Origin of the sequence: Streptomyces cellostaticus (genome assembly GCF_001513965.1) — a bacterium.
Lineage (GTDB): Bacteria > Actinomycetota > Actinomycetes > Streptomycetales > Streptomycetaceae > Streptomyces > Streptomyces cellostaticus.
In genome coordinates this window covers 112,994-137,570 of the sequence record NZ_KQ948019.1, presented here as the reverse complement: position 1 = coordinate 137,570, position 24,577 = coordinate 112,994, and the positions used below count along the sequence as shown (strand labels likewise).

The 24,577-nt window shown below is 72.2% G+C and carries 23 protein-coding genes; 7 read left to right on the top strand and 16 right to left on the bottom strand.

Going from position 1 to position 24,577, the window contains the following annotated elements; translation table 11 throughout:
• Positions 1-769 precede the first annotated feature (769 nt).
• Positions 770-1,972: an amino acid deaminase/aldolase gene (locus tag AQI88_RS12125; RefSeq protein ID WP_066996493.1), complete on the top strand. Its 1,203-nt coding sequence runs from the start codon at positions 770-772 to the stop codon at positions 1,970-1,972.
• A gap of 7 nt (positions 1,973-1,979) precedes the next feature.
• Here AQI88_RS12125 and AQI88_RS12120 read toward each other — a convergent pair whose 3' ends face one another.
• The 4 genes from AQI88_RS12120 to AQI88_RS12105 are packed head-to-tail and all read right to left on the bottom strand — an operon-like array spanning position 1,980 to position 6,758.
• Positions 1,980-3,209, bottom strand: coding sequence for an HAD family hydrolase (locus AQI88_RS12120; protein WP_066996490.1), 1,230 nt, complete (start codon positions 3,207-3,209; stop codon positions 1,980-1,982).
• A 26-nt stretch (positions 3,210-3,235) separates the two neighbouring features.
• Positions 3,236-4,018 (bottom strand): 3-oxoacyl-ACP reductase, encoded by a 783-nt coding sequence (locus AQI88_RS12115; RefSeq protein WP_066996487.1) that lies wholly within the window; start codon positions 4,016-4,018, stop codon positions 3,236-3,238.
• Positions 4,015-5,388, bottom strand: coding sequence for an aldehyde dehydrogenase family protein (locus AQI88_RS12110; protein WP_066996484.1), 1,374 nt, complete (start codon positions 5,386-5,388; stop codon positions 4,015-4,017). The genes AQI88_RS12115 and AQI88_RS12110 overlap by 4 nt, the downstream gene beginning before the upstream one ends.
• An 11-nt stretch (positions 5,389-5,399) precedes the next feature.
• Positions 5,400-6,758: a glutamine synthetase family protein gene (locus AQI88_RS12105; RefSeq protein ID WP_066996481.1), complete on the bottom strand. Its 1,359-nt coding sequence runs from the start codon at positions 6,756-6,758 to the stop codon at positions 5,400-5,402.
• Between the two features lie 93 nt (positions 6,759-6,851).
• On the opposite strand from AQI88_RS12105, the gene AQI88_RS12100 reads away from it, so the two are divergent.
• Together AQI88_RS12100 and AQI88_RS12095 are read left to right on the top strand one after the other, a co-directional pair.
• Entirely contained in the window at positions 6,852-7,604 is a 753-nt protein-coding gene (locus AQI88_RS12100) for a FadR/GntR family transcriptional regulator (RefSeq protein ID WP_066996478.1), read from the top strand.
• Between the two features lie 52 nt (positions 7,605-7,656).
• Positions 7,657-8,343, top strand: coding sequence for a gamma-glutamyl-gamma-aminobutyrate hydrolase family protein (locus tag AQI88_RS12095; RefSeq protein WP_066996475.1), 687 nt, complete (start codon positions 7,657-7,659; stop codon positions 8,341-8,343).
• Between the two features lie 2 nt (positions 8,344-8,345).
• Here the strand turns inward: AQI88_RS12095 and AQI88_RS12090 are convergent, their stop codons facing one another.
• Positions 8,346-9,275 (bottom strand): LysR family transcriptional regulator, encoded by a 930-nt coding sequence (locus tag AQI88_RS12090; RefSeq protein ID WP_066996472.1) that lies wholly within the window; start codon positions 9,273-9,275, stop codon positions 8,346-8,348.
• Between the two features lie 70 nt (positions 9,276-9,345).
• Here AQI88_RS12090 and AQI88_RS12085 point away from each other — a divergent pair, with 70 nt between their 5' ends.
• Positions 9,346-10,503, top strand: coding sequence for a TDT family transporter (locus AQI88_RS12085; RefSeq protein WP_066996469.1), 1,158 nt, complete (start codon positions 9,346-9,348; stop codon positions 10,501-10,503).
• On the opposite strand, the gene AQI88_RS12080 is transcribed toward AQI88_RS12085, so the two are convergent.
• The 4 genes from AQI88_RS12080 to AQI88_RS12065 form a co-directional block, all read right to left on the bottom strand.
• A complete protein-coding gene (locus AQI88_RS12080) occupies positions 10,415-11,134 on the bottom strand; it encodes a helical backbone metal receptor (RefSeq protein ID WP_066996466.1) in 720 nt (239 codons plus the stop codon). The two genes, AQI88_RS12085 and AQI88_RS12080, sit on opposite strands and share 89 nt — an antisense overlap.
• Positions 11,135-11,225: 91 nt before the next feature.
• Positions 11,226-11,798: a helix-turn-helix domain-containing protein gene (locus tag AQI88_RS12075; RefSeq protein ID WP_066996462.1), complete on the bottom strand. Its 573-nt coding sequence runs from the start codon at positions 11,796-11,798 to the stop codon at positions 11,226-11,228.
• Positions 11,799-12,193: 395 nt separating this feature from the next.
• Positions 12,194-14,008, bottom strand: a complete 1,815-nt coding sequence (locus AQI88_RS12070; protein WP_066996459.1) for an ABC transporter permease/substrate binding protein — start codon at positions 14,006-14,008, stop codon at positions 12,194-12,196.
• Positions 14,001-15,074, bottom strand: a complete 1,074-nt coding sequence (locus tag AQI88_RS12065; protein ID WP_066996456.1) for a quaternary amine ABC transporter ATP-binding protein — start codon at positions 15,072-15,074, stop codon at positions 14,001-14,003. The genes AQI88_RS12070 and AQI88_RS12065 overlap by 8 nt, the downstream gene beginning before the upstream one ends.
• Positions 15,075-15,213: 139 nt before the next feature.
• On the opposite strand from AQI88_RS12065, the gene AQI88_RS12060 reads away from it, so the two are divergent.
• Positions 15,214-16,134 carry a 5'-3' exonuclease gene (locus AQI88_RS12060; protein WP_066996453.1) on the top strand — a complete coding sequence of 307 codons (921 nt, stop codon included), beginning with the start codon at positions 15,214-15,216 and terminating at the stop codon, positions 16,132-16,134.
• A 111-nt stretch (positions 16,135-16,245) separates the two neighbouring features.
• Positions 16,246-17,094 carry a siderophore-interacting protein gene (locus AQI88_RS12055; protein ID WP_107118543.1) on the top strand — a complete coding sequence of 283 codons (849 nt, stop codon included), beginning with the start codon at positions 16,246-16,248 and terminating at the stop codon, positions 17,092-17,094.
• A gap of 11 nt (positions 17,095-17,105) precedes the next feature.
• Here the strand turns inward: AQI88_RS12055 and AQI88_RS12050 are convergent, their stop codons facing one another.
• Positions 17,106-18,044, bottom strand: coding sequence for a 5'-nucleotidase (locus AQI88_RS12050; protein ID WP_066997156.1), 939 nt, complete (start codon positions 18,042-18,044; stop codon positions 17,106-17,108).
• A 79-nt stretch (positions 18,045-18,123) separates the two neighbouring features.
• Complete coding sequence (locus AQI88_RS12045; RefSeq protein WP_066996451.1) at positions 18,124-18,705, bottom strand: GNAT family N-acetyltransferase; 582 nt, start codon at positions 18,703-18,705, stop codon at positions 18,124-18,126.
• A gap of 54 nt (positions 18,706-18,759) precedes the next feature.
• On the opposite strand from AQI88_RS12045, the gene AQI88_RS12040 reads away from it, so the two are divergent.
• On the top strand, positions 18,760-19,713 hold the full coding sequence (locus AQI88_RS12040; RefSeq protein ID WP_066996448.1) for an RluA family pseudouridine synthase: 954 nt from the start codon (positions 18,760-18,762) through the stop codon (positions 19,711-19,713).
• A 17-nt stretch (positions 19,714-19,730) separates the two neighbouring features.
• Here the strand turns inward: AQI88_RS12040 and AQI88_RS12035 are convergent, their stop codons facing one another.
• Genes AQI88_RS12035 through AQI88_RS12015 form a run of 5 tightly spaced genes read right to left on the bottom strand, consistent with a single transcriptional unit; the run spans position 19,731 to position 24,332 of the window.
• Positions 19,731-21,212: a cytochrome P450 gene (locus AQI88_RS12035; RefSeq protein ID WP_066996446.1), complete on the bottom strand. Its 1,482-nt coding sequence runs from the start codon at positions 21,210-21,212 to the stop codon at positions 19,731-19,733.
• A gap of 46 nt (positions 21,213-21,258) precedes the next feature.
• A complete protein-coding gene (locus AQI88_RS12030; protein WP_066996443.1) occupies positions 21,259-21,879 on the bottom strand; it encodes a GTP-binding protein in 621 nt (206 codons plus the stop codon).
• Complete coding sequence (locus AQI88_RS12025) at positions 21,860-22,276, bottom strand: DUF742 domain-containing protein (protein WP_066996440.1); 417 nt, start codon at positions 22,274-22,276, stop codon at positions 21,860-21,862. Before AQI88_RS12025 ends, AQI88_RS12030 begins: the two co-directional genes overlap by 20 nt.
• The gene (locus AQI88_RS12020; RefSeq protein WP_066996437.1) at positions 22,273-22,677 is read right to left on the bottom strand and encodes a roadblock/LC7 domain-containing protein; all 405 of its coding nucleotides are present in this window, start codon (positions 22,675-22,677) and stop codon (positions 22,273-22,275) included. The genes AQI88_RS12025 and AQI88_RS12020 overlap by 4 nt, the downstream gene beginning before the upstream one ends.
• The gene (locus AQI88_RS12015; protein ID WP_107118532.1) at positions 22,674-24,332 is read right to left on the bottom strand and encodes an ATP-binding protein; all 1,659 of its coding nucleotides are present in this window, start codon (positions 24,330-24,332) and stop codon (positions 22,674-22,676) included. The genes AQI88_RS12020 and AQI88_RS12015 overlap by 4 nt, the downstream gene beginning before the upstream one ends.
• Positions 24,333-24,577 lie beyond the last annotated feature (245 nt).

Below are 24,577 nucleotides of genomic sequence, written 5' to 3'. Positions count from 1 at the left end.
CGGCCTCCGGTACGGCGGAGGGGCGCGAGGCGGGGACGTGGGAACGGCCGGTCCCGGTCGGTCCCTCGGAGGGCGCGGTCTGTGGCTGTCCCTCCCCCGTCGCCTGAGCGGACGCGCTCCGCGCAGCGCGCGGTGCGAACACGGAGGGCTCGTCGTCGAGGTCGTCGTCGCCTGGCGCGGGCGCGGTGTGCTGCGGCCCCGGGATTCGGCGTGCGGGCGGCTCCGCGAGGGGTCCGTACGCGGCCGGGATCTCGGCGGACCCGGCGGCAGCCCCGTACGCGGACCGCTCCCCCGCCATGCCTCGGCCGACGGACGCCGTCAGGGCTTCCGGCCCGCCGGATTCCGGCCTGGTCCCCTGTGCTGCGGATCCCGCGCCGGTCCTTCCGGCAGCGGGCGTGCCCGGTGACGGTGTGCCGGGGGTGGTGTCCTGGGCGGGGCCCGGAGGCGGAGTCGACGGGCGCGGAGGGATCGGGGCGCGGCGCGCTTCCGTGCTCATGCACCCCCCGTTTCCTCGTGCCCGGGCCGCTTCCTCGTACGCGGGCCGTCGTGCTTCTCGGCCGCGCCCGGTCGGAAAACCCCGTCCGGGCACGCATACCCGTACGGCTGGACCGGCATCCCGGTTCAGGTGATGCGGCCGGATGCGTTCCGCCGTACGTGCGCGTCACTCTACGGGTTGTCCGGGAGAGAAACAGAACCAGTCCGCCAGGCCGGGGCATCTGCCCGGATCGTCCCCCTACCCTGCGGTAATCCTGTCTGGCAGGCTTCCGTCATGACTGCGCGTGCCGCTGATCGGGCCCGTTACGACCGGGCCACCGCCCATCTCGACGCCCCCGTCGCGATCGTGGATCTGGACGCCTTCGACGCCAACGCGGACGACCTGGTCCGCCGCGCCGCCGGCAAGCCGGTCCGGGTCGCCAGCAAGTCGGTCCGCTGCCGGGCCCTGCTGGAGCGTGTCCTGGCCAAGGACGGCTTCCAGGGCCTCATGTCGTTCACCCTGGCCGAGTCGCTGTGGCTCGCCCGCTCCGGGTTCGACGACATCCTGCTGGCCTATCCGTCCGCCGACCGTGCGGGCTTCGCTGAGCTGGCCGGCGATCCCAAGCTCGCCGGCGCCGTCACCGTGATGGTCGACGACGTCGCGCACCTCGATCTCATCGACGCGGCCCGCGACGGCGGGCGTGAAGTGGTGCGGGTCTGCCTGGAGTTGGACACCTCCCTGAAGCTGCTGGGCGGCCGGGTCAGGGTGGGTGCGCGGCGTTCGCCGCTGCACGCCCCGGCCCAACTCGCCGAGCTGGCCAGGGCCGTGGCCCGGCGGCCGGGGTTCCGGCTGGTGGGGATCATGGCGTACGAGGGGCACATCGCCGGGGTCGGGGACGCCGTGGCCGGGCGGCCGCTTCGCTCGCGGGCGGTTCGGCTGATGCAGGCCGCCGCCCGGCGCGAGCTGGCCGAGCGGCGGGGCGCCGTGGTGCGGGCGGTGCGGGCCGTGGCGCCCGAGCTGGAGTTCGTCAACGGCGGTGGCACGGGCAGTGTGCAGCACACCGCCGCCGAGGAGGCCGTGACCGAGATCGCGGCCGGTTCCGGGTTGTACGTGCCTCGGCTCTTCGACAACTACACGTCCTTCAGCGGCCGCCCGGCCGCCCTGTTCGCCCAGCCCGTCGTGCGCCGGCCCGGGGTGGGTGTCGTCACCGTGCTCGGCGGCGGCTATCCGGCCTCCGGTGCCGCCGGTCCCGACCGGCTGCCGGTGCCGTACCTGCCGGAGGGCCTCGGGTACGACCCGCAGGAGGGCCCCGGCGAGGTGCAGACCCCGCTGCTCGGCTCGCCCGCCGACGACCTGCTCATCGGTGACAAGGTGTGGTTCCGGCACGCCAAGGCGGGCGAGCTGTGCGAGCGGTTCGACGCGCTGCACCTGATCGAGGGGGACGCGGTGACGGCGACCGTGCCCACCTACCGGGGTGAGGGGCGGACCTTCCTCTGAGCGCCGCTCAGTAGACGGTGTCGGCCCGGTCCGGTACCACCGAGCCGTCGGTGCGCCGGAGCGGACCGTGCGTGCCGTCGGGAGCGGTGTAGGCGGCGGTCGCGCAGGGGTACGGCTGCGGCCTGCGCGGCAGCGGGGCGAGGAACATGGGGTTCACCAGCCAGTGCCCGTCGGCGTCGTCGTACGCCCGGCACATCAGCTCCGGCTTGTTGCGGTTGATCACGAGGTGGGCGCCGGTGGCGTCGCCGACGAAGGTGACGTCGGTGTCGGCGTCGCCGGCCGCGAGCGCGGGCCGCCGCTGCCAGGGCTGCTTCTTCCAGGCTGCGGCGCCCTGGACGCCGTAGATCTCCTGGTTGATCCAGCAGCGCTTGCCGTCGATGTACGGGATGACCGCGCCCCGGGTCGCCGGGACGCCGCCGCAGCCCTCGTTCCGCACGGTGATCCGGCCCCGGCCGTCGAGGACCGGGCGGATGGCGAGGGTGTGCGCCGCGTCGACGCCCACGGCCCCCGACCAGACCTCGGTGACGGGCTCGGCGCCCGCCGAGACGACGTAGACCCTGAATCCGGCTCGCTGCAAGGTGCGGATCAGGTCGCGCTGCTGGTCGTAGGAGCGGACGTAGGCGGGGACGGTGTGGGTGCCGAGGGTGCGGGTCGCGCCGACGGGGGCGGCGAGGGCCTCGCGGCGGGCGGCGCGGGCATAGGAGGCGAGTTCGGCGGGGGTGCGGCCGGCGAAGAGCTGGGGCACCCAGGCGTACTGCGGGACCGTGCGCCGGTGGTCCCAGCGGCCCGCGAAGGCGGCGGCGCCGCTCATCGTCGTGCCGTTCTCGCGGATCTCCACGATCTCGTCCGTGCAGCGGGGCTCGGCCGAGGTGCGCAGGGGTGCGCCCGCGCCGGTGCCGCAGGCGGCCGTGAGGGCCCGGTCGGCGGCGTCGGTCAGCCAGGCGCTGGTGTCCTTCCAGCGGGCGGGGCGCAGGAGTTCGTCGTGGCGCAGGGCCCAGGAGAGGGTGGCGTCGGTGACGTCGTTCTTGGTGACCGTGTTGTCCCAGTCGAAGGCGGCGACGGCTCCCTCGTGTCCGGAGCAGGTTCCGCGGGCGTCGATGACCTGCTGGAGGTGGGCGCGGTTGGCGCCGTACCAAGTGGCGGTCAGCCGGGGGCAGTTGTGATCGGGCGCCGCTGCGGTGGGCGCGGCCGCCAGGGCGGCGGCCGCTGCCAGGGTCCACGCGAGATGCTGTCGCATATGTTGGGGACCGTACACCTTTGTCCCTACAGGGGCGTGACGTACGCGCCCGAGATTCCGCCGTCCACCAGGAAGTCGGTGGCGTTGACGAAGGAGGAGTCGTCGCTGGCCAGGAAGGCGACGGCGGCGGCGATCTCCCCGGCCTCGGCGAACCGGCCGAGCGGGATGTGGACGAGGCGGCGCGCGGCCCGCTCCGGGTCCTTGGCGAACAGCTCCTGCAACAGCGGGGTGTTGACCGGGCCGGGGCACAGCGCGTTCACCCGGATGCCCTCGCGGGCGAACTGCACGCCCAGTTCGCGGGACATGGCGAGCACGCCGCCCTTGGAGGCCGTGTACGAGATCTGCGACGTGGCCGCGCCCATCCTCGCCACGAAGGACGCGGTGTTGATGATGGAGCCCTTGCCCTGGCGGCGCATGTACGGGATGACGGCCTTGCAGCACAGGTAGACGGAGGTGAGGTTGACCTCCTGGACCCGCTTCCAGGCCTCCAGGCCGGTCTCCAGGATGGAGTCGTCGTCGGGCGGGGAGATGCCGGCGTTGTTGAAGGCGACGTCGACGCTGCCGTAGGTGTCGTACGCCGTCTTGAACAGCGCCTCGACCTGCTCGGGGTCGGTGACGTCGACCTTGACGAAGATCCCGCCGATCTCGTCGGCGGCGGCCTTGCCGCGGGCCTCGTCGACGTCGGCGCAGACCACGTGCGCGCCCTCGGAGGCGAGGCGGCGGGCGGCGGCGAGGCCGATGCCGCTGCCGGCTCCGGTGACGACGGCGGTACGGCCGACCAGGCGGCGGCAAACGATGGAGTCGGTCACTGTGCGGGGCCCTCCGTACTGATGAAGACGTTCTTGGTTTCGGTGAAGGCGGTCAGGGCGTCCGGGCCGAGTTCACGGCCGAGTCCGGACTGCTTGAAGCCGCCGAACGGGGTCCAGTAGCGGACGCTGGAGTGGGAGTTGACGGACAGGTTGCCCGCGCGGACGGCCTGGGAGACGCGCAGGGCGCGGCCCACGTCCCGGGTCCAGATGGAGCCGGACAGGCCGTAGGGGGTGTCGTTGGCCAGGCGGATCGCGTCCTGTTCGTCGGCGAAGGGGAGCAGGACGGCGACGGGGCCGAAGATCTCCTCGCGGGCCGCCGCGCTGTCCGGCCGCTCCCCCGTCAGGACGGTCGGCGGGAACCAGAAGCCGGGTCCGTCGGGGGCGCCGCCGCGCAGGGCGGGGGCGTCCTCGGGGACGTACGACCGTACGCGGTCCAGCTGCTGACGGGAGATCAGCGGACCCATCTGGGTCTTCTCGTCGGCCGGGTCGCCCACCACGACGGCGGCCAGCGCGTCGGCGAGGAAGGCGCGGGCCTCCTCGTACACCGACTCCTGGACGAGGATGCGGGTGCGGGCGCAGCAGTCCTGGCCGGAGTTGTCCAGGAAGGAGAACGGGTCGAGGGCGGCCTTGAGGTCGGCGTCGGCGAAGACGACGCTGGGGCTCTTGCCGCCGAGTTCGAGGGTGACCGGCTTGACCAGCCGGGCGCAGCGCTCCATGACCTCGCGGCCGGTGCGGGTGGACCCGGTGAAGACGATCTTGGCGACGTCGGGGTGGTCGACCAGCGCCCGGCCCGCGGTGTGGCCGTAGCCGGGGAGGACTTGGAACAGCCCCTCGGGCAGGCCCGCCTCCAGCGCGAGTTCGGCCAGGCGCAGAGCCGTCAGCGGGGTGGTCTCGGCGGGCTTGAGGACGACGGCGTTGCCCGCGGCGAGCGCCGGGAAGGAGCCCCAGGCGGCGATGGGCATGGGGAAGTTCCAGGGGGCGATCACGCCGATGACGCCCAGGGGTTCGTGGAAGGTGACGTCCCAGCCGCCGGGGGCGGGAATCTGCCTGCCGAGGAGGCGTTCGGCGCCGCCGGCCGCGTACAGCAGCAGGTCGCGGGCGTTGCCGGCCTCCCAGCGGGCGTTGCCGAGGGTGTGGCCGGCCTCGCGGACCTCCAGCTGGGCGAGTTCCTCGATGTGGGCGTCGACGACGTCGGCGAAGCGGCGCAGCAGGCGGGCGCGGTCGGCGGGCGGGAGGGCGGCCCACTTCGGCTGGGCGTGCGAGGCCCGTACGACCGCGGCGTCCACCTCGGCCGCGTCGGCGGCGGGGACGGTGGCGACGACCTCCTCGGTGGCGGGGTTGAGGACCTTCAGCTCGTGCGGGTCGGACACGTGATGACCTTTCACAGGCGTTCGAAGGAGCGGCGCAGCTCCCAGTCGGTGACCGCGGCGTCGAAGGCCTCCAGTTCGACGCGTGCCATGTTGCGGTAGTGGGCCACGACCTCGTCGCCGAAGGCGGCCTTGGCCACGGGGCTGTTCTCCCAGAGTTCGGCGGCCTCGCGCAGGGTGGTCGGGACGTGCTCGAAGTCGGCGGTGTAGGCGTTGCCGGGGCAGGGCTCGGGCAGTTCCAGCTTCTGCTCGATGCCGTACAGGCCGGCCGCGACCAGTCCGGCGACGGCGAGGTAGGGGTTGACGTCGCCGCCGGGCAGGCGGTTCTCGAAGCGCAGGGAGCGGCCGTGGCCGACGACGCGCAGGGCGCAGGTGCGGTTGTCATGGCCCCAGGCGACGGCCGTGGGGGCGAAGGAGCCCGGCTGGAACCGCTTGTAGGAGTTGATGTTGGGGGCGTAGAGGAGGGAGAAGTCACGCAGGGCCGCGAGCTGTCCGGCGAGGAAGTGCCGCATCACGTCGGACATCCCGTCGGGCCCGGCCATCGCGTTGCCGCCGTCGGCGTCCGCGAGCGAGAGGTGGATGTGGCAGGAGTTGCCCTCGCGCTCGTTGAACTTGGCCATGAAGGTGATCGAGACGCCCTCCTGGGCCGCGATCTCCTTCGACCCGGTCTTGTACAGGGCGTGCTGGTCGCAGGTGCGCAGGGCGTCGTCGTAGCGGAAGGCGATCTCGTGCTGGCCGGGGTTGCACTCGCCCTTGGCGGACTCCACGGTCAGGCCGGCGCCCGCCATGTCGTTGCGCAGGCGGCGCAGCAGGGGCTCGATGCGGCCGGTGCCGAGGATCGAGTAGTCGATGTTGTACTGGTTGGCCGGGGTCAGGCCGCGGTAGTTCGCGTCCCAGGCCTGCTCGTAGCTGTCCTTGAAGACGATGAACTCCAGCTCGGTGCCGACCTGGGCGGTGTAGCCCAGCTCGGCGAGGCGGTCGAGCTGACGGCGCAGGATCTGGCGCGGGGCGGCGACGACCGGGGAGCCGTCGTTCCAGGCGAGGTCGGCAACGAGCAGGGCGGTGCCGGGGTGCCAGGGGATGCGGCGCAGGGTGGCGAGGTCGGGGTGCATGGCGAAATCGCCGTAGCCGCGGTCCCAGGAGGACATCGCGTAGCCGTCGACGGTGTTCATCTCGGTGTCGACGGCGAGCAGGTAGTTGCAGCCCTCGGTGCCGTGCTGGAGTACCTCGTCGAGGAAGAAGCGGGCGGCGAACCGCTTGCCCTGGAGGCGCCCTTGCATATCGGGGAACGCCAGGACGACAGTGTCGATCTCACCGCCGGCGACGAGGGCGTGCAGCTCCTCGACGCTCAGCGGGGGTGTGCGGTCTGCCACGGGAGAGCCTCCTTCGGCTTCTTCGCGTTTTGCGGCGGGGCCGGGAGCCATAAGGTATTGCCGAGAACCATTGCTTGGGAAGGGGGTACGGCCATGTCGCAGGAGACGGAAGCCCAAGGGCTCCGCGAGCAGATGGGGGACGACCGGCTCGCTCCGGTGCTGCGGCCGGTGCGGGCGGGCAACGGCTTCGAGGAGGCGTTGGAGCAGATCCTCCAGGTGGTGCGGCTCGGTCTGGTGCCGGGCGGCGAGCGGCTGCCGGCCGAGCGGGAGCTGGCGGAGCGGCTCGGGATCAGCCGGGTGACGCTGCGCGAGGTGCTGAAGGTGCTCCAGGACCAGGGTCTGGTGGAGTCCCGGCGCGGGCGGTACGGCGGAACGTTCGTGCTGCCGCGCACGGACGCGGGCGGCGAGGACGAGCTGCGGCGGCGGATCGCCGAGGTCGACGTCGAGGACGTGCTGCGCTTCCGCGAGGTGCTGGAGGTGGGGGCGGCGGGGCTGTGCGCGGCGCACGGGCTGACGGACGAGCAGGCCGACCGGCTGCGGGAGGCGCTGGACCGGACCCACGAGGCCCCGCTCGCGGACTACCGGCGGCTGGACACGCTGCTGCACCTGACGCTGGCCGAGCTGTGCGGTTCGCCGTCGCTGACCGCGCAGTACGCGGCGGTGCGGGCGACCGTCAACGACCTGCTGGACTGCATTCCGCTGCTGGTGCGCAACCTGGAGCACTCGCAGCGGCAGCACATCGCGCTGGTGGAGGCGGTGCTGGACGGGGACGCGGACGGTGCGCGGGAGATGATGCGCGAGCACTGTGCGGGCACGGCGGCGCTGCTGCGGGGCTTCCTGACCTGAGCCGGCTCTGCAAAGGTATGCCTGAGCACCTTTGGATTCCTGGGAGGGCAGCGTGAGCGTACGACCGCTGATCGGTGTGAGCACCTATCTGGAGACCGGCACGCGCTGGGGCGTGTGGGAGCTGGAGGCGGCACTGCTGCCGGCCGGTTATCCGAGGCTGGTGCAACGGGCCGGGGGGCTCGCCGCCCTGCTGCCGCCGGACGCGCCCGAGCGGGCCGCCGCCGCGGTGGAGCGGCTGGACGGGCTGGTGATCGCGGGCGGGCCGGATGTCGATCCGTCGCGGTACGGCGCCGAGCGCTCGCCGCGTACGGGGCCGCCCGCACCGGAGCGGGACCCCTGGGAGCTGGCACTGATCGACGCAGCACTGGCGGCGAACGTGCCGCTGCTGGGGATCTGCCGGGGGATGCAGCTGCTGAACGTGGCTCTCGGGGGCACGCTGGTGCAGCATCTGGACGGGCACGCGGAGGTCGTCGGCGTGTTCGGGGAGCATGCGGTGAAGCCGGTGCCGGGGACGCTGTACGCCGGGATCGTCCCGGAGGAGACCTCCGTTCCCACCTATCACCACCAGGCGGTGGAGCGGCTCGGTGAGGGGCTGGTGGTTTCGGCCTGGGCGGCGGACGGGACCGTGGAGGCGATCGAACTGCCGTCGAGTCAGGGGTGGGTGCTGGGAGTGCAGTGGCATCCGGAGATGGGGACGGATCTGCGGGTGATGCAGGCGCTCGTCCGGTCCGCATCCTGAGGTCACCCCCTCGTCAGCGACAGCAACTCCCGCGCCGGCCCCGTCGGCCGGTGCCCCGTGGGCCACACCGCCCGCAGGTCGCGGTGCAGGGACAGCCCCTCCACCGGGATGCCGACCAGGCGCCGCATCGCCAGCTCCTCCCCCACGGCCAGTTCGCTCAGGACCGACGGGCCCGCGCCGCTGACCGCCGACGCCTTCACCGCCGTCGTCGAGGAGAGTTCGATGAGAGGACGGGCGAGGCCGCCCAGGGCCGTGTCCAGGACCTGGCGGGTGCCGGAGCCCCGCTCGCGCAGGATCAGGGGCGTGGCCGCCAGCTCCTGAGTCGTCACCGGGCGCCGGCGGCGGGCCCAGGGGTGGCCGGGGGCCGTGACGACGATCAGGCGGTCGTGGGCGATGACCGCGGAGTCCAGGCCCGCCGGGACCGTGAGGCCCTCCACGAAGCCCAGGTCCGCCTCGCCGGCCAGCAGGAGTTCCGCGACCTTCGCCGAGTTGCCCGCGAGCAGCGACACCGCCGTGTCGGGGCGCGCGGCGTGCAGGGCGAGGAGCCAGCCCGGCAGCAGGTACTCGGCGATGGTCATGCTCGCCGCGACCCGCAGCCGCGAGTCCCGCCGGTCGCGCAGCGCCCGCGCGCCCGCGTCGAAAGCGGCCGCCGCCTCCACCACCCGCCGGGCCCAGTCGGTCACCAGGGCTCCCGCGTCCGTGAGCCGGGAGCCGCGCGGCGAACGGTCGACCAGGGCCACGCCCAGCTGCCGCTCCATGGAGCGGATGCGGCTGCTGGCGGCCGGCTGGGTGATGCCGACCTCGCGCGCGGCCGCCCCCAGGCTGCCCAGCCGTGCCACGGCCAGCAGCAGCTCCAGCGCGCCGAGGTCCGGCACCCGGTGCGCCAGCGAGCCGCCGGGCCGGCCGTCGTCCGTCGCGTTCTGGTCGCTCATAAGACCAGCTTATGCCCTGATAGAAGCGAACCCCCTGGTCAGCGGCGACAGGCGGCGACAGGCTGGCGTCATGGTCACCGCAGCACCTTCTCTGCCCGTCGCACGGGCCGTCCACGTCCGCCACCTCGGTCCCAACTGGTACGCCTCCGTCATGGGGACCTGCATTGTCGGCACGGCCGGCGCCGCGCTCCCCGTGCACCTCGGCGGGCTGCGCGGGGTCTGCACGGCCGTCTGGGCGCTGTCCTCCGTCCTGCTGACGATCCTGCTCACCGCCCGCGCCCGGCACTGGACCCACCACCGGGACCAGGCCCGCGCCCACCTCCTCGACCCGGCCATGGCCCCCTTCTACGGCTGCCTGTCCATGGCCCTGCTCGCGGTCGGCGGCGGTGCCGTGACCGTCGGCCGGGACTGGATCGGCACCGGTGCGGCCGTCGCGCTCGACACCGTGCTGTTCACCGCCGGTACCGGGATCGGGCTCGCCGCCGCCGTCGCCGTGCCGTACCTGATGGCGGTGCGGCACCGCGTCGAGCCCTCCCAGGCCACCCCGGTCTGGCTGCTGCCGCTCGTCGCGCCGATGGTGTCGGCCGCGCTCGGTCCGCTGCTCGTGCCGCACCTGCCGCCGGGACAGCCCCGGGAGACCCTGCTGCTGGCGTGCTTCGCACTGTTCGGGCTGAGCCTGCTGGCCACACTGCTGATGCTGCCGCTGGTCTTCGCCCGGCTGATCACCGGCGGCCCGCTGCCCCTCGCGCTCACCCCGACCCTGTTCCTGGTCCTCGGCCCGCTCGGACAGTCCACCACCGCGCTCGGCCTGATCGCGGACGACGCTCCCGGCGTCGTACCAGCCCCGTACGACCGTGGTCTCGGCGTGTTCGCCGTGCTCTACGGGGTGCCGGTCATGGGGTTCGCGCTGCTGTGGCTGGTGCTCGCGACCACGCACGTGGTGCGGGCCCGGCGGCAGGGCATGGGGTTCGCGCTGACCTGGTGGGCGTTCACCTTCCCGGTGGGCACCTGCGTCACCGGAGCGGCGGCCCTCTCCCGGCACACGGGGCTCGCGGTGTACGACGCCCTGGCCGTCGCCCTGTACGTCGTCCTCGTCGCCGCCTGGTCGGCGGCTGCCGCCGGGACCGTGCGCGGCCTGCTCAGGGGTGAGCTGCTCGCAGGGCCTCGGCCAGCACCCGGGGCGCCTCGGCGAGCGATGGGCCGTACCAGGTCAGGTGCCGTCCGCTGACCAGGGCGCAGGGCAGGCCGGGGAAGGCCTCGGGACCGTCGTCGGCGGTGAAGCGGTAGGGCTCGTCGGGGAGGATGACGAGATCCGGGGCCGCCGCCCGCAGCTCGTCCAGCGGGACGCGCGGGTAGCGGTCGGGGTGGGTGGCGTACAGGTGGTGCACGCCGAGGCGGGCCAGGACGTCGCCCGCGAAGGTGTCGCGGCCCAGGACCATCCAGGGGCGGCGCCAGACCGGTGCGACCGCCGTGCTGCGGCTCGCGGGCTCCGGCAGCGCGGTCCAGGCCGCCTCCGCCTCGTCGAGCCAGCGGGGCCGTACCGGCGCGCCGCACGCGGCCAGCACCCGCTCCAGCGCCCGGAAGCCCTGGGGCACCGTCCGCACCTCGGTGACCAGCACCTCCAGACCCGCCGCGCGCAGGGCGTCCAGGTCGGCGGCGCGGTTCTCCTCCTCGTTGGCGATCACCAGGTCGGGGGCGAGGCCGAGGATCCGGTCCACCTTGGGATTCTTGGTGCCGCCGATCCGGGCGACCTCCAGACCGACCGGGTGGCTGCACCAGTCGGTGGCACCGACGAGGACTGCGGGCAACGTCACGGCAACGGCCTCGCTGAGAGACGGGACCAGGGAGACGACTCGCACTAGGCAGCCCCGGCGTGGGCAGCGCCCCTGAGGGGCGCGGGGAACTGCGCGACCAGCCACAACGAACCCGCAGACAAGAGACGGCCCACTCTCAGCGAGACCTGTCCTGTACCGCCTCGATGTGCTCGGCGACCGCCACCACGATGACCCTGGTATCGGGGACAGTCGCCCGCCAGCGATGCCGAACCCCGCCGGTGAGGTAAAGCGTGTCGCCTCGTCCGAGGCGATACGCGCGGCCCTCGGCCTCGATCTCGACGGCGCCGTCGGCGACGTACATCAGCTCGTCGTTGCGGTGCTGGAACTCGCGGCCGGCGTCGTGGTCGCCGGTGAACTCGGAGGCGTGCAGCTGGTGGTGGCCGCGCACCAGGGAACGCGTGCGCGGGTCGAAGTCGCCCTCGGTGGCGGGCTCGGCGCGTACGACGTCCACGCTGGCCGCGGGGTCGGCGGCGGCGAGGAGTTCCACGGCGGTGGTGCGCAGGGCGTCGGCCAGTTTCTCCAGGGAGGTGCGGCTCGGGCGGGCCTTGTCGTTCTCGACCTGGCTGAGGAAGGGCACCGAGAGGCCGGTCCGCTCGGCCACGACGGCGAGGGTGAGCTCCAGCGCACGGCGACGCCGCCGGACGGCCGCGCCCACCCGCACGGGCTGCTGCTCTTTGTGGTCGCCCATCGCTCCGGCTCCCTCCTTCACTCGTCGTGTCGCCGACCGGGTGCCCGTCGCCGGGCACACCTCTGATGAGTTGTCTGCACCCTATGCATGTTCGGCAAACCGTTTCACGCGGCTGTCACATCCCTGACACGCCCGGGGGCCCGCACCCTCACGGTTCTCGCCAGTGCAGTGGCCGGCCGTGCGGGACGGGTCTCTCCTGCTTCAAGGCTGGAGCGGGCGTCCGTGTTCCCACCGGGGCGGGGTCCATGGCGCTCTGTAGTTGGCCGGATCCTTCCCGTGGACGGACAGGTCGCCTGACCGGTTCCGGGACGCCGCGAGGGGTGGGCAGCGCCCCACGCCGGCGGACGGTCGTACGGCGATGCCCACCCCTCGGGTGGCGGTCCGGGCCGGTCAGGTCACCCGGCCGCCCGGCTCTTGGCGCCCTCCCGGGCGACCGGCGCCCAGGTGTCGACCAGGCCCGGGTGCTGCTTCAGCCAGGTGCGGACCGCGTCCTGCTCCCTGCCCTTGCCGGACTTCTGGATCTGCGCCTCCAGGCCGGTGAGCTGCTTCTCGGTCATCGAGAAGTCCTTCAGCCACTGGGCGGCCCGGGGGTTGTCGGAGGCGAAGCCCTTGCGGGCGAGGGTGTGCACGCCGTCGCCCTTGCCCCAGGCGCCCCGGGGGTCCTTGAGCTTCTTCAGGCCGTAGTCGCTGTACGCCCAGTGCGGCGACCAGAGCGTGACGACGACCGGCTGCTTCCGGGCGTAGGCACGCTTCAGCTCGGCGAGCATCGCGGGCGTGGAGCCGTCGACCACGTCGTACGTGCCCTCGAGGCCGTACTCCTTGAGGACCTTTTTCTTGAGCAGGCCCATCATGCCGGCGCTGGGCTCGATGCCGACGATCTTCCCGCCGAACTCGGAGGCGTGGTCCTTCAGGTCCGCCAGGGAGTTCACGTCCTTGACATAGGAGGGGACGCTCAGCTCCAGGGAGGTGGGTCCGTACCACTTGCCGAGGTCGTCGAGCTGCTTGCCGTACTTCGTCCAGTACTCGGCGTGCGTGGTCGGTAGCCAGGAGTCGGTCTGGAAGTCGAGCTGGCCGGTGGCGAGGCCGGTGTACAGGGGGCCGGCCGCGTACTGGGTGGTGGTGACCTTGAAGCCGCGCTCCTCCAGCAGTTCCTTCCAGAGGAAGGTGGAGGCGATGCCCTCGTCCCAGGGGATGTAGCCGATCTTGATCTCCTTGCCCTTGCCGACGTTCGTGGCAGCGGCCTGGGAGGTGCCGGCGGAGGAGCCGAAGATGCCCATGCCGCCCGCGACGAGCGCGAGGACGACCACGCCGACGACGGCGACCTGAGGGCGCAGGCGGTACGACCACGCGGTCGTCCGGGCCTTCGCGGCGGCCCTGCGGCCCAGCGGGGACAGCTGGGTGCCGAGGGCGCCGGTCATGCGGTCCAGGTAGATGGCGAGGACGACGATGCCGACGCCCGCCTCGAAGCCGAAGCCGATGTCGAGGCGGCCGATGGCCTCGTTGACCGCGCCGCCCAGGCCTCCGGTGCCGACCATGCCGGCGATGACGACCATGGACAGGCCCAGCATGATCACCTGGTTGACGCCGGCCATGATGGTCGGCAGGGCGAGCGGCAGCTGGACGCGCAGCAGGATGTCGCGCGGGGTGGTGCCGAACGCCTCGGCGGCCTCGACCAGTTCGGCGTCGACCTGGCGGATGCCCAGCTCGGTCATGCGGACGCCGGGGGCGAGCGCGAAGATGAGGGTGGCGATGACACCGGCGGCGGTGCCCAGGCCGAAGAAGAGGATGGCCGGGATCAGCAGGACCATCGAGGGCATCGTCTGGAGCAGGTCCAGGACCGGCCGCACGGCGGCGCTGACCGCCTTGGAGCGGGCGGCCCAGATGCCCAGCGGGACCGAGATCACCAGGGCGATCACGGTGGCGACGAGGACCAGGGCCAGCGTGGACATGGCCCGGTCCCACAGGTCGAGCGAGTCGACCAGCGCGAACCCGGCGAAGGCGAGAACGCCCGCGACCAGGCCGCGCAGCCACCAGGCGGCCACCGCGAGGATGCCGGCCAGCAGGAGCGGCTCGGGGGCGGTCAGGACCGCGTCGATGCCGTCGTACATGCCCTCCACGACCGCGCGGATCGCGTCGAACAGCCAGGACAGGTGGGCGACCAGCCAGTCGACGCCGGAGTCGACCCAGTCACCGAGGTGCAGCCTAGGCACGGGCGATCACCTTCCCGCCGTTCTCGCACGCCGCCGGTTCGCCCTGTTCGTCGCCGAGGAAACCGACGAGCCGCTGCCGGGGGACGACGCCGACGAGCGCGCGGTCGGCGTCGAGGACGGCGACCGGGTGGGTCAGGCGGGCGCTGATCGCGCACAGCTCGGCGAACGGCGTGTCCGGGGTGGCCGTTTCGCAGCCGCAGTTCGCCTCGTCGCCGCTGACCTCGGTGTCCATCACGGCGGCGGCGGTCAGCACGCGGGAGCGGTCGACGTCCTGGATGAAGGAGGCGACGTAGTCGTTCGCGGGGCGCAGCAGGATGTCCTCGGCGGTGCCGGTCTGCACGATGCGGCCGTCACGCATGACGGCGATGCGGTCGCCCAGGCGCATGGCCTCGTTGAGGTCGTGGGTGATGACGACGATGGTCTTCTTCAGGGTCTTCTGCAGTTCCAGGAGCTGGTCCTGCATGTCGCGGCGGATCAGCGGGTCCAGGGCGCTGAACGACTCGTCCATCAGGAGCAGGTCGGCGTCGGTGGCGAGGGCGCGGGCGAGGCCCACGCGCTGCTGCATGCCGCCGGACAGCTCGTCGGGCCAGGAGTCCTCCCAGCCGGCCAGCCCGCACAGGGCGAGCGCCTCGTCGGCGCGGCGCTCGCGCTCGGCGCGGGGCACGCCCTGCACGTCCAGGCCGTAGGCGGCGTTGTCGCGGACGCTGCGGTGCGGGAAGAGCGCGAAGTGCTGGAAGACCATGCTGATCTTCTTCGAGCGCAGCTCGCGCAGTGCGCGGTCGGTGAGCGCGGTCAGGTCCTGGCCGTCGAAGCGGACCTGGCCCGCGGTCGGCTCCAGAAGGCCGTTGAGCATGCGCAGCAGGGTGGACTTGCCGGAGCCGGACAGGCCCATGACGACGAAGATCTCGCCGGCCTCGACGGCGAAGGAGGCGTCGATCACGGCGGCGGTGGTGCCGTCGGCGCGCAGCTCCTCACGGTCGGCGCCCTGCCGCAGCCGTTCCACTGCCTGGTCCGGTCGTCTGCCGAACACCTTGAACAGGTGCTCGGCCTGAAGCCTGGATGACACACGTACCTCTCGTCGCGGTGGACAGGACAGAGGCCGCGCCTTTCCAGAAGCGTCTTGGTCAAACTTTTAAGTGGCCCAGCTCACAGGGGCAGGTCCGTGACGGCAGGTGACTGTCAGTGCCGTACGGCATGATGCGAGCGTGACCGGACGACTCATGCTTCTCGACACCGCCTCGCTGTACTTCCGTGCCTATTTCGGCGTGCCGGACTCCGTGAAGGCGCCGGACGGCTCGCCGGTGAACGCCGTGCGGGGGCTGCTGGACTTCATCGACCGGCTGGTCAAGGACCACCGGCCACAGCAGCTGGTGGCCTGTATGGACGCCGACTGGCGGCCGCAGTGGCGGGTGGACCTCATCCCCACCTACAAGGCGCACCGGGTCGCGGTGGAGCACGAGGGCGGCCCGGACGAGGAGCAGGTGCCGGACACGCTCTCCCCGCAGGTGCCGGTCATCGAGGCCGTACTGGACGCGGCCGGCATCGCCCGGGTCGGGGTCGAGGGGTACGAGGCCGACGATGTGATCGGCACGTTCACCGCGCGCGCCAAGGGCCCGGTGGACATCGTCACCGGCGACCGCGACCTCTATCAGCTGGTGGACGACGAGCGCGGGATCCGTGTGCTGTACCCGCTCAAGGGTGTCGGCACGCTGCAGCTGACCGACGAGGCGGTGCTGCGCGAGAAGTACGGGGTCGACGGCCGGGGGTACGCGGATCTGGCACTGCTGCGCGGCGATCCGAGCGACGGTCTGCCGGGCGTGGCCGGTATCGGCGAGAAGACGGCCGCCAAGCTGCTGGCCGAGTTCGGCGACCTGGCCGGCATCATGGCGGCGGTCGAGGATCCGAGGGCCAAGCTCACCCCGTCGCAGCGCAAACGGCTGGACGAGGCCCGGCCGTACGTCGCCGTCGCGCCGAAGGTGGTGCGGGTGGCGGACGACGTGCCGCTGCCGGACGTCGACCTCGCGCTGCCGCACGTCCCGCGCGATCCGGCGGGACTCGAGGCGCTGTCGGCGCGCTGGGGGCTGGGCGGCTCCCTGCAACGGCTGCTGACGACGCTCGGTGAGTGACTCCGACGGAATATTCCGGCAAAACGCGTCCATCAAGCCTTCATGGAGCCCCTGTTAACCGAAGAGAGGTGCTAACTTAGGTAAACCTAACCAATGCAGCAGGAGGCCGTGATGGCAGAGCGTCCGGGACGAGCGCCGCGCAAGCCCCGTACCGCGCAGGTGGTGCGCACCGAACGGCTCACCCCGCACATGCAGCGCGTGGTGCTCGGTGGCGAGGGACTCACCGGTTTCGCGGCGGACACCTGCACCGACCACTATGTGAAGCTCCTGTTCGGCCCTCCGGGGGTGACCTACCCGGAGCCCTTCGACCTGGAGCGGATCCGGGCGGAGTTCCCCCGTGAGCAGTGGCCGGTCACACGGACCTACACGGTGCGCGCCTGGAATCCCGAACACCGCGAGCTGACCCTGGACTTCGTGATCCACGGCGACGAGGGTCTGGCCGGGCCGTGGGCCGCCCGGGTGCAGCCCGGGGAGACCGTGCTCTTCATGGGTCCCGGGGGTGCGTACGCGCCCGACCCGAGCGCCGACTGGCATCTGCTCGCCGGTGACGAGAGCGCGCTGCCCGCGATCGCCCGCGCCCTGGAGTCGCTGCCCGCCGGTGCCCGGGCGCACGCCTTCGTGGAGGTGTCGGGCCCCGGGGAGGAGCAGAAGATCGACTCCGATGCGGAGGTCGTCTGGCTGCACCGCGGGGACCGGCCGGTGGGCGAGGCCCTGCTGGATGCCGTGCACGCGCTGGAGTTCCCTCAGGGCCGGCTGCACGCGTTCGTGCACGGTGAGGCCTCCTTCGTGAAGGAGCTGCGCCGGCTGCTGCGGGTCGAACTCCAGATCCCGCGCGAGGACCTCTCGATCTCCGGCTACTGGCGCCTCGGCCACAACGAGGACGGCTGGCAGGCCGCCAAGCGGGAGTGGAACGCCCGCATCGAGGCCGAGCAGGAGAGCGGCGGGGCCGCGGCCGCCTAGGACCGCCTCGCTCAGGGCGCCGTCTCGTTGATCTTGCCGAACGGGACGTGCACGCTGGGGGTGGTCCGGGACGTGCGCTCCAGGTGGGTCACCTGGTCGTCGAAGAAGATGTGCGGGTTCAGCACCTTCATGACGGCACCCTTCTCGATGCCGCCGAGGAAGAAGGCGTCATTGACGGTGACGCCCCACTTCTTCAGGCTCGTCACGGCACGCTCGTGCGTCGGCGCGCTGCGCGCGGTCACGATGGAGACGTGCACCCGGATCTTGTAGTCGGGGTCGTCCCGCCGCCGCTGCTCCTCGCGGCGTTGTATCCGGTTCACGCTGGCCAGGAAGTCGCGCAGCGGTCCGGGATCGTGCGGGGTCGCGGCATTGCGGGCCTCATGGGCGCGGAACTCCTCCAGACCGCCCGACTGGTACACCTGCTCCGAGGCGTCGCCGGCCAGGACGCCGTCAAAGTCGAAGGCGATGCGCAGATCCCGGTCGGCGAGGTCGTCCGCGTACGGCGAGCCGAGAACGTGCCCCGCGGGCAGGCCCGCGGCGACGGCCTCGCGCACATCGGCCCCGTTCGCCGACAGGAACAGCGACATGTTGAGGGCGGTCATGAACGTGTAGGGGGAACGCCCCTGCATGAAGACGGCCCGGGTGATCGGCAGGTCGTGGGCCTGGATGGACCGCATGACCCGCAGGCCGGTGTCGGGGTCGTTGCGCGAGAGGATGATGACCTCGACGAGGGGATCCCCGGGGTCGCCGAGGTCGTTCAGCGACAGCAGCCGCTGGATGAACGCGAACGCGACCCCGGGGCGGAGCGTGTGGTCCAGATTCTCTTCCTGGTAGGCCCGGTAGGCCTCCTCCCCCTGCTCCCGGAACACCGCGTCCGACTCCTCCAGATCGAACAGAGCGCTGGAGGCGACGCCGATGACGAGTCGGTCCGCAAGCTCGTAGGGCGGCATGGCCTTCACCTCGGGGCGAGAGAGTTCGGCCCTTCATCATCTCATCGGCCAAGCGGCCCGCCCGGGCCCGGAGTTCCGGTCAGTCTCCGCGCACGCGCGCGTGGAGGTGCATGTCGTGCCAGCCGTCCGGGTGCAGGAGGGCGCTGCGCTTGGTGCCCTCCAGGGCGAAGCCGCACTTGGTGGCGACGCGGCAGGACGCCTCGTTGGCGGTGGCGTGCAGGAGTTCGAGGCGGTGCAGGCCGATCTCCTCGAAGGCCCAGCGGGCCAGGGTCGTCGCGGCGCGGGCCGCGACCCCCCGGCCCCGGGCCTCTCGCACCGTCCAGTACGCGACCTCGGCCGTGCCGTCGCCGAGCAGAATCTGGCGCAGGGCGGCCCGGCCCAGCAGCTCGTCCGTGTCCTCGTCCACGACGGCCCACTGGGCGTTGCTCTCGCCCTCCCAGGAGTTCTGCCACTCCTCGATCCAGCCGGCGGCCTCCTCCTCCGAGGCGCAGGACCTGATGTGCCACTGGTGCAGGACCGGGTCCTGGAAGGCGGCGTGGACGGCGGGCGCGTCCCCGGCCCGCCAGGGGCGCAGGACCAGGCCGTCACCGGTCGGGAGGCTGGGCTGCGGGGTGCGGGCGAGGGCTCCGGCGGTCAGTACCGGGCGGGTGAGGAAAGGCATGATCCGCATCCTGTCAAGGGCCGGGCACTGGGCCCAACCGTATTCTGGGTGGCGATGAGACGCCGTACGCCACCCCCGCCCGCCCCCCTTCCCCAGCGCCACGGCGTCGACCCGGTGCGGGTACGGCTGCCGTTCGGCGGGGGGTGGGCCACCGTGCGGGAGCATCTCGTGGAGCGGCTGACGGGGGCCGGGCCCGGCGTGGTCGCGGGGATGTTCGACGCGGGACTGGTCGTGGCGGCCGACGGGCGGGCGGTGGCGCCGGACGCACCGTACGAGCCGGGCCTGTTCGTGTGGTTCCACCGGGAGCTGCCCGACGAGGTTGCGGTGCCGTTCCCGGTGGAGGTGGTCCACCGGGACGCGCACATCGTCGTGGCCGACAAGCCGCACTTCCTCGCGACGACCCCGCGCGGCACGCATGTCGCCCAGACCGCGCTGGCGCGGCTCCGCCGCGAGCTGGACCTTCCGGCGCTGACCGCCGCCCACCGGCTGGACCGGCTCACCGCCGGTCTCGTGCTGTTCACGGTGCGGCCCGAGGAGCGCGGGGCGTACCAGACGCTGTTCAGGGACCGGCGGGTGCACAAGGAGTACGAGGCCGTCGCGCCGTACGATCCCGCGCTCGCCCTGCCCCGGACCCTGCGCAGCCGGATCGTGAAGGAGCGCGGGGTGCCGGCCGCCCGGGAGGTCGAGGGCGAGCCGAACGCGGTGACGCGGGTGGAGCTGGCCGAACACGGGGCCGGGCTGGGCCGGTACCGGCTCGTCCCCGAGACCGGGCAGACCCATCAGCTGCGGGTGCATCTGAACGCACTGGGCGTGCCCATCCTCGGCGACCCGCTGTATCCGGAGGTGACCGCCCCCGCGGCGGCCGGTGACTTCCGGCATCCGCTGCAACTGCTCGCGCGAAGGCTGGAGTTCACCGATCCGGTCACGGGGGCGGAGCACTCGTTCGTCAGCGGGCGGACGCTGTCGGCCTGGTCGGCCCCGGCACAGTGGGCCGACCAGGAGCCGTAGCGGCGCCGCTCCTGAGCTCAGTCGCCGCGCCACCAGCGCAGCATGCGCTGCCACAGGTTCGCGCGGCGGGCCGGCTGCGGTGCGACGGCGGGCTCGGGAGCGGGCGGCGGGGCCGTCGGCCGGGGCTCGGCGGCGGGTGCCGGGTCCGTGCGCAGGCTGCCGACCTGCCAGGTGGCGCGCTGCGACGGGATGGGTGAGGGGCTGGGCGGACGCTGCACGTCCTGCTGGGGCTTGGGTTCGAAGCGTACCGGCAGGGCCACCAGGTGGCGGGAGGCGATGGACGACCGCCAGCTCAGGTCCTCCTCGGGGCAGTCCAGCTGGATGTCCGAGAGCCGCATCAGCAGGGCGTCCACGCCGACGTCGGCGATGGCACGGCCGATGTCCTGGCCGGGGCACTCGTGCGGGCCGCCGCCGAAGGCGAGGTGCGAGCGGTTGCCCTGCATGTTGGCGGACAGGTCCGGGCGGACGCGTGGGTCCACGTTGCCCGGGGCGGGCGCGAAGAGCAGCCCGTCGCCCTTGCGGATGCGCTGGCCGCCCAGCTCGGTGTCCTGCTTGGCGAAGTAGCCGAGCACCGTGCTGAACGGCGGCTCGTCCCACAGGGACTGTTCGATCGCCTCCGGCACGGTCATCTGGCCCCCGTTGAGCTTGGCGCGGAAGCCCGGCTCGGTGAGGACCATGCGCAGCGCGTTGGCGAGCAGGTTGGCGGTGGCCTCGTAGGCCGCGAACAGGACGAGGCGCAGGTGTTCGCGGACCTCGTCGTCGGTCAGTCCCGCGGGGTGGGTGATGAGGTGACTGGTGAAGTCGTCGTCGGGCCGGGCGCGGCGGCGGGTGGTGAGCCGGCTCAGCGCGTCCATCACGTAGGCATGGCTCTGGATGGCGGTCTCGGTGCCCTTGAGCGCGTCACGGGCGGCCTGCACCATCCGGTCGTTGTACTCCTCGGGCATGCCGAGCAGCTCGCACATGACGGCCATCGGCAGGTGCTCGGCGAACTGGGAGACCAGGTCGGCCCGGCCGCGTTCGCAGAAATCGTTGACCAGTTCCTGGGTGTAGCGGCCGATGTGGCGGCGCATGTTGCGGTGGTCGATGGTCGACATGGCGCCGGTGACGGCCGCGCGCAGCCGCTGGTGCTCGTCGCCCTCGGCGTGCGAGCAGATGGGCTGCCAGGCGATGTGCGGCATGAGCGGGTGGTCGGGTTTGACCATGCCCTCCTGCAGCGGGGTCCAGATCCGGCTGTCGCGGGCGTACTGGGAGGGGCTGCGCACCAGGTGCAGGTTCTCGGCGTGCCCGAGGACCACCCACATCGGTACGTCGTCGTGCAGCAGCACGGGCGCCACGGGGCCGTGCTCCTCCCGCAGGCGCTCGTAGAGGTCGCCCAGGTCGGCCGCGTCGGGGCCGTAGAGCCGGTGCAGTCCCCCGGGGCCCGGGCCGTGCGCCGGGCAGCCCGGCGGCGGGCTGGGGGCGGGGTCTGTACCGGTCAGGTGTTGGGGTTCAGGCGTCACAGTGTCGCTCCGGAACGGAAGGTGTGGGGTAGTAACGGGGTGCGGGTCAGGTGAGGGCGCCGGACAGGGCGAGCGAGTGCAGGAAGCGCATCAGGGTCATCAGCACTTCCTTGCTGGAGGCCCGGCGCCGCACGTCGCAGTCCATGATCGGGATCTCCGGGGCCAGGTCCAGCGCGGTACGCAGTTCCTCGATGGGGTAACGGGGCGCGTCGGGAAAGGAGTTGACGGCGACGACGAAGGGCACACCGCGTTCCTCCAGGCGTCCCATGACGTCGAAGCTGACTTCCAGGCGCCGGGTGTCGACCAGGACGACCGCGCCGAGCGCGCCTTCGAACAGGCCGTTCCACAGGAACCAGAAGCGTTCCTGGCCGGGGGTGCCGAAGAGGTAGAGCACCAGCTTGTCGGTGATGCTGATGCGGCCGAAGTCCATGGCCACGGTGGTGGCCGTCTTCGATTCGGAGCCGTAGTTGTCGTCGACCCCGATGCCGGCCTGGGTCATGGTCTCCTCGGTGGTCAGCGGTCTGATCTCGCTGACCGAACCGACCATCGTGGTCTTGCCGACGCCGAAGCCGCCCACGATCACGATCTTCACCGCGGACTGCGCCGTGTGCGGCAGATGGTCCTCGGTGCGTGGGCCGGGGATGGTGTCAGAGCCGTTGAAGTCCATGCATCACCGCTTCGAGGAGTGAACGGTCGGGGACCGACTGGCGGACGATCGGGGCGCGCGCCTGCACCAGTTCGGTCGTGATCAGCTCGGTGATCAGGACGGTCATCGCGCTGAACGGCAGATTGAGGTAGGCCGAGAGCTCGGCCACCGACAGGGGCGCGGTACAGAGCCGGAGCACGGCCGCCTCCTCCGGTGAGGCGGACGGCGGCGGCCCGGAGCGCGACACGATCAAGGTGACCAGGTCGAGTTCGGCCCGGCCGCCGTCGGCGGTGCCGGCGATGGTGTACAGCCGCTCGGGGTACCTGGGGTTCTCCTCGCCGTCCGCCGGTTTGGGGAGCGGCGGTGGCGGGGGCGGCAGTTGCTGCGGCTGGCGCCGTTTACGACGCGGAGGGGTCATACGGTCTGCCCGTTCCGCCTGGGCGGACTGGTCAGATGGGTGCCCATCCGGACGACGAGGTCGCGCATCATCCCGCCCATCCGGCCCGGCTCGCAGGTGACGTCGGAGAGCACGGCGAGGTAGGCGTTGGCGCCGGCGTTCATGAGGTAGAAGTAGCCGCCCTCGATCTCGATGACGACGAGCTTCATGTCACCGGCGCCGGGAATCTCCTGGATGATGGCGCCGGCGAGGCTCTGTACGCCCGCGCAGGCGGCGGCCACCCGGTCGGCGGCGTCGGGGTCGCCGCCGTGGCGGGCGATGCGCAGCCCGTCGGCGGAGAGGACCACGATCATCTCGATGCCCGGTACGCCGTCGTTCAGTTGCTTGAGCATCCAGTCGAAGTTGCCTCGCTGCTGGATCACTTGAGGTCCCCCTCGTCGTCGGCCTCGGTGCCGGTGTCCGAATCGTTGAGCAGGTGCAGGTACGCGGTCGGGTTCAGCGTGAAGTCGGTCAGTTCGCTCGCGGTGGCGCCCTCGGGCATGCCCTTCCTCAGGCCGTTCCAGAAGTCGTCGACCCACATGCCCGGCGGCCGGTCCCGGAGCTTTTGCAGCTCGGGGTCGATCTCGGGCTCGGGCTCGGGTTCGGGCTTGTGCTGGGACCAGATGGTCGGCCTGCCCTCCCGCTCGGCGCGCTCGATGGCGGCCTGCTCGGCGATCCGCTGGCTGAGCGGGGTCTTCACCCGGCTGCGGCGCTGCGGCAGACCGCCCGCCGTCCACTCGGTGACCTCGGGGACGTCGTCCTCCATGGAGATCCCGGCGGGGATGCGGGGGCTGGTGGGGCGGCGCTTCTTGACCGGGCGCTTCGGGCCCTCCACCGCGCCGAGCTCGGGCTTCGGCACGGCGGTCGCACCGATGCCGTGGGCGGCGCCGACACCGGGCTCGGTGGTGGTCATGACGCTCGGTACGACGAGGATCGCGCGGACGCCGCCGTAGGCGGAGGCGCGCAGCGAGACCTGCATGTCGAAGGACTTGCAGAGCCGGCCGACCACAGCGAGGCCGAGACGCGGGCTCGGGCCCAGGTTCTCCGCGTCGTCGCCCGCCATGGCGTCCGTGATCGCCTTCTCGATGCGGGCGCGGGACTCCTCGCTGAGGCTGACGCCGGCGTCCTCGATCTCGATGACGAGACCGGTCTGCACCTCGGCGGCGGTGACGTGCACCTTGGTCGTCGGCGGCGAGTAGCGGGTGGCGTTGTCGAGGAGTTCGGCGGCCGCGTGGATGATCGGCTCGACGGACGTGCCCTTGATGTTGATGTTGACGATCGAGTTCAGCTCGATGCGCCGGTACTCCAGGATCCGGGACATGGCGCCGCGCAGCACGCTGTACAGCGAGACGGGCAGGGGCCACTGGCGGCCGGGGCGGCCGCCGCCGAGCACGGAGATGGTGTCGGCGAGGCGACCGATCAGCGCGGTGCCGTGGTCGATGCGCAGCAGGTCGTCGAAGACCTCGGGGTTGCGGCCGTGGTCCTCCTCCATCTCGCGCAGTTCGTTGGCCTGCTGGTGGACGATGGCCTGGATGCGGCGGGCGATGCTGACGTAGGAGCGCTCGGTCGCGTCGCGCATCGAGATCTCGTGGTCGGCGCCGCGCAGCGCGTTGTGCAGCAGGGTGCGCTGCGACTCGGGGATGTGGCGCAGTTCGGGGTCGAGGTCGACGGCCTTGCGCATCACCTCTCTGAGCGATTCTCCGTAGCGCAGCCGGTGCAGCGCGTTGGGCAGGACTTCGGTGCCGAGGCGGACGATCTCCTCGTCATGGGCGGCGAGGCGGCGCTCCAGATACGCGGTGTGACGGGCGTGCTCGGCCTGCGCCTCGCGGAGCTTGCGTCCCCGGCGGACGGCTTCGACGGCCGTGGCGATGACCAGCAGCACGGCCACGGCCCCGCACCCGCCGACGGCGATCCGGGCCGTGGCCGGTACCAGGGCGACGGCGGTACCGGTCGCCGCGGCCATCGCTATCGCCGGTAGCAACAGCACACGCGCATAAGGACGTTCACGGCCGCCGGGAGGCTTTCGAACACTCACCATGGATGCCTTCTGAGACGAATCGGCTGGGTGTCGGGGGAGCTTTCGGGGGGAAGGTTCATGGAACTGACAGGACCTTCTGGATGTTTGGGAACAGACGCACGAATACACCTCAACTCGGTGCGCCGCGGGCGAGCTTAGTCCGACCGGATCATCGCCGTGTCATATTCGGCAAGCACCTGAAATCGCCCACGCAACAGGAGTACGCTCGGCTTTATTTGCACGCTCGGAAATCATTCGAACACGGC

Coding starts and splice junctions, on each gene's coding strand:
- AQI88_RS12125 (WP_066996493.1), top strand. CDS start 770: ATGACTGCGCGTGCCGCTGATCGGGCCCGTTACGACCGGGCCACCGCC.
- AQI88_RS12120 (WP_066996490.1), bottom strand. CDS start 3,209: ATGCGACAGCATCTCGCGTGGACCCTGGCAGCGGCCGCCGCCCTGGCG.
- AQI88_RS12100 (WP_066996478.1), top strand. CDS start 6,852: ATGTCGCAGGAGACGGAAGCCCAAGGGCTCCGCGAGCAGATGGGGGAC.
- AQI88_RS12090 (WP_066996472.1), bottom strand. CDS start 9,275: ATGAGCGACCAGAACGCGACGGACGACGGCCGGCCCGGCGGCTCGCTG.
- AQI88_RS12085 (WP_066996469.1), top strand. CDS start 9,346: ATGGTCACCGCAGCACCTTCTCTGCCCGTCGCACGGGCCGTCCACGTC.
- AQI88_RS12075 (WP_066996462.1), bottom strand. CDS start 11,798: ATGGGCGACCACAAAGAGCAGCAGCCCGTGCGGGTGGGCGCGGCCGTC.
- AQI88_RS12055 (WP_107118543.1), top strand. CDS start 16,246: ATGGCAGAGCGTCCGGGACGAGCGCCGCGCAAGCCCCGTACCGCGCAG.
- AQI88_RS12050 (WP_066997156.1), bottom strand. CDS start 18,044: ATGCCGCCCTACGAGCTTGCGGACCGACTCGTCATCGGCGTCGCCTCC.
- AQI88_RS12045 (WP_066996451.1), bottom strand. CDS start 18,705: ATGCCTTTCCTCACCCGCCCGGTACTGACCGCCGGAGCCCTCGCCCGC.
- AQI88_RS12040 (WP_066996448.1), top strand. CDS start 18,760: ATGAGACGCCGTACGCCACCCCCGCCCGCCCCCCTTCCCCAGCGCCAC.
- AQI88_RS12030 (WP_066996443.1), bottom strand. CDS start 21,879: ATGGACTTCAACGGCTCTGACACCATCCCCGGCCCACGCACCGAGGAC.
- AQI88_RS12025 (WP_066996440.1), bottom strand. CDS start 22,276: ATGACCCCTCCGCGTCGTAAACGGCGCCAGCCGCAGCAACTGCCGCCC.
- AQI88_RS12015 (WP_107118532.1), bottom strand. CDS start 24,332: ATGGTGAGTGTTCGAAAGCCTCCCGGCGGCCGTGAACGTCCTTATGCG.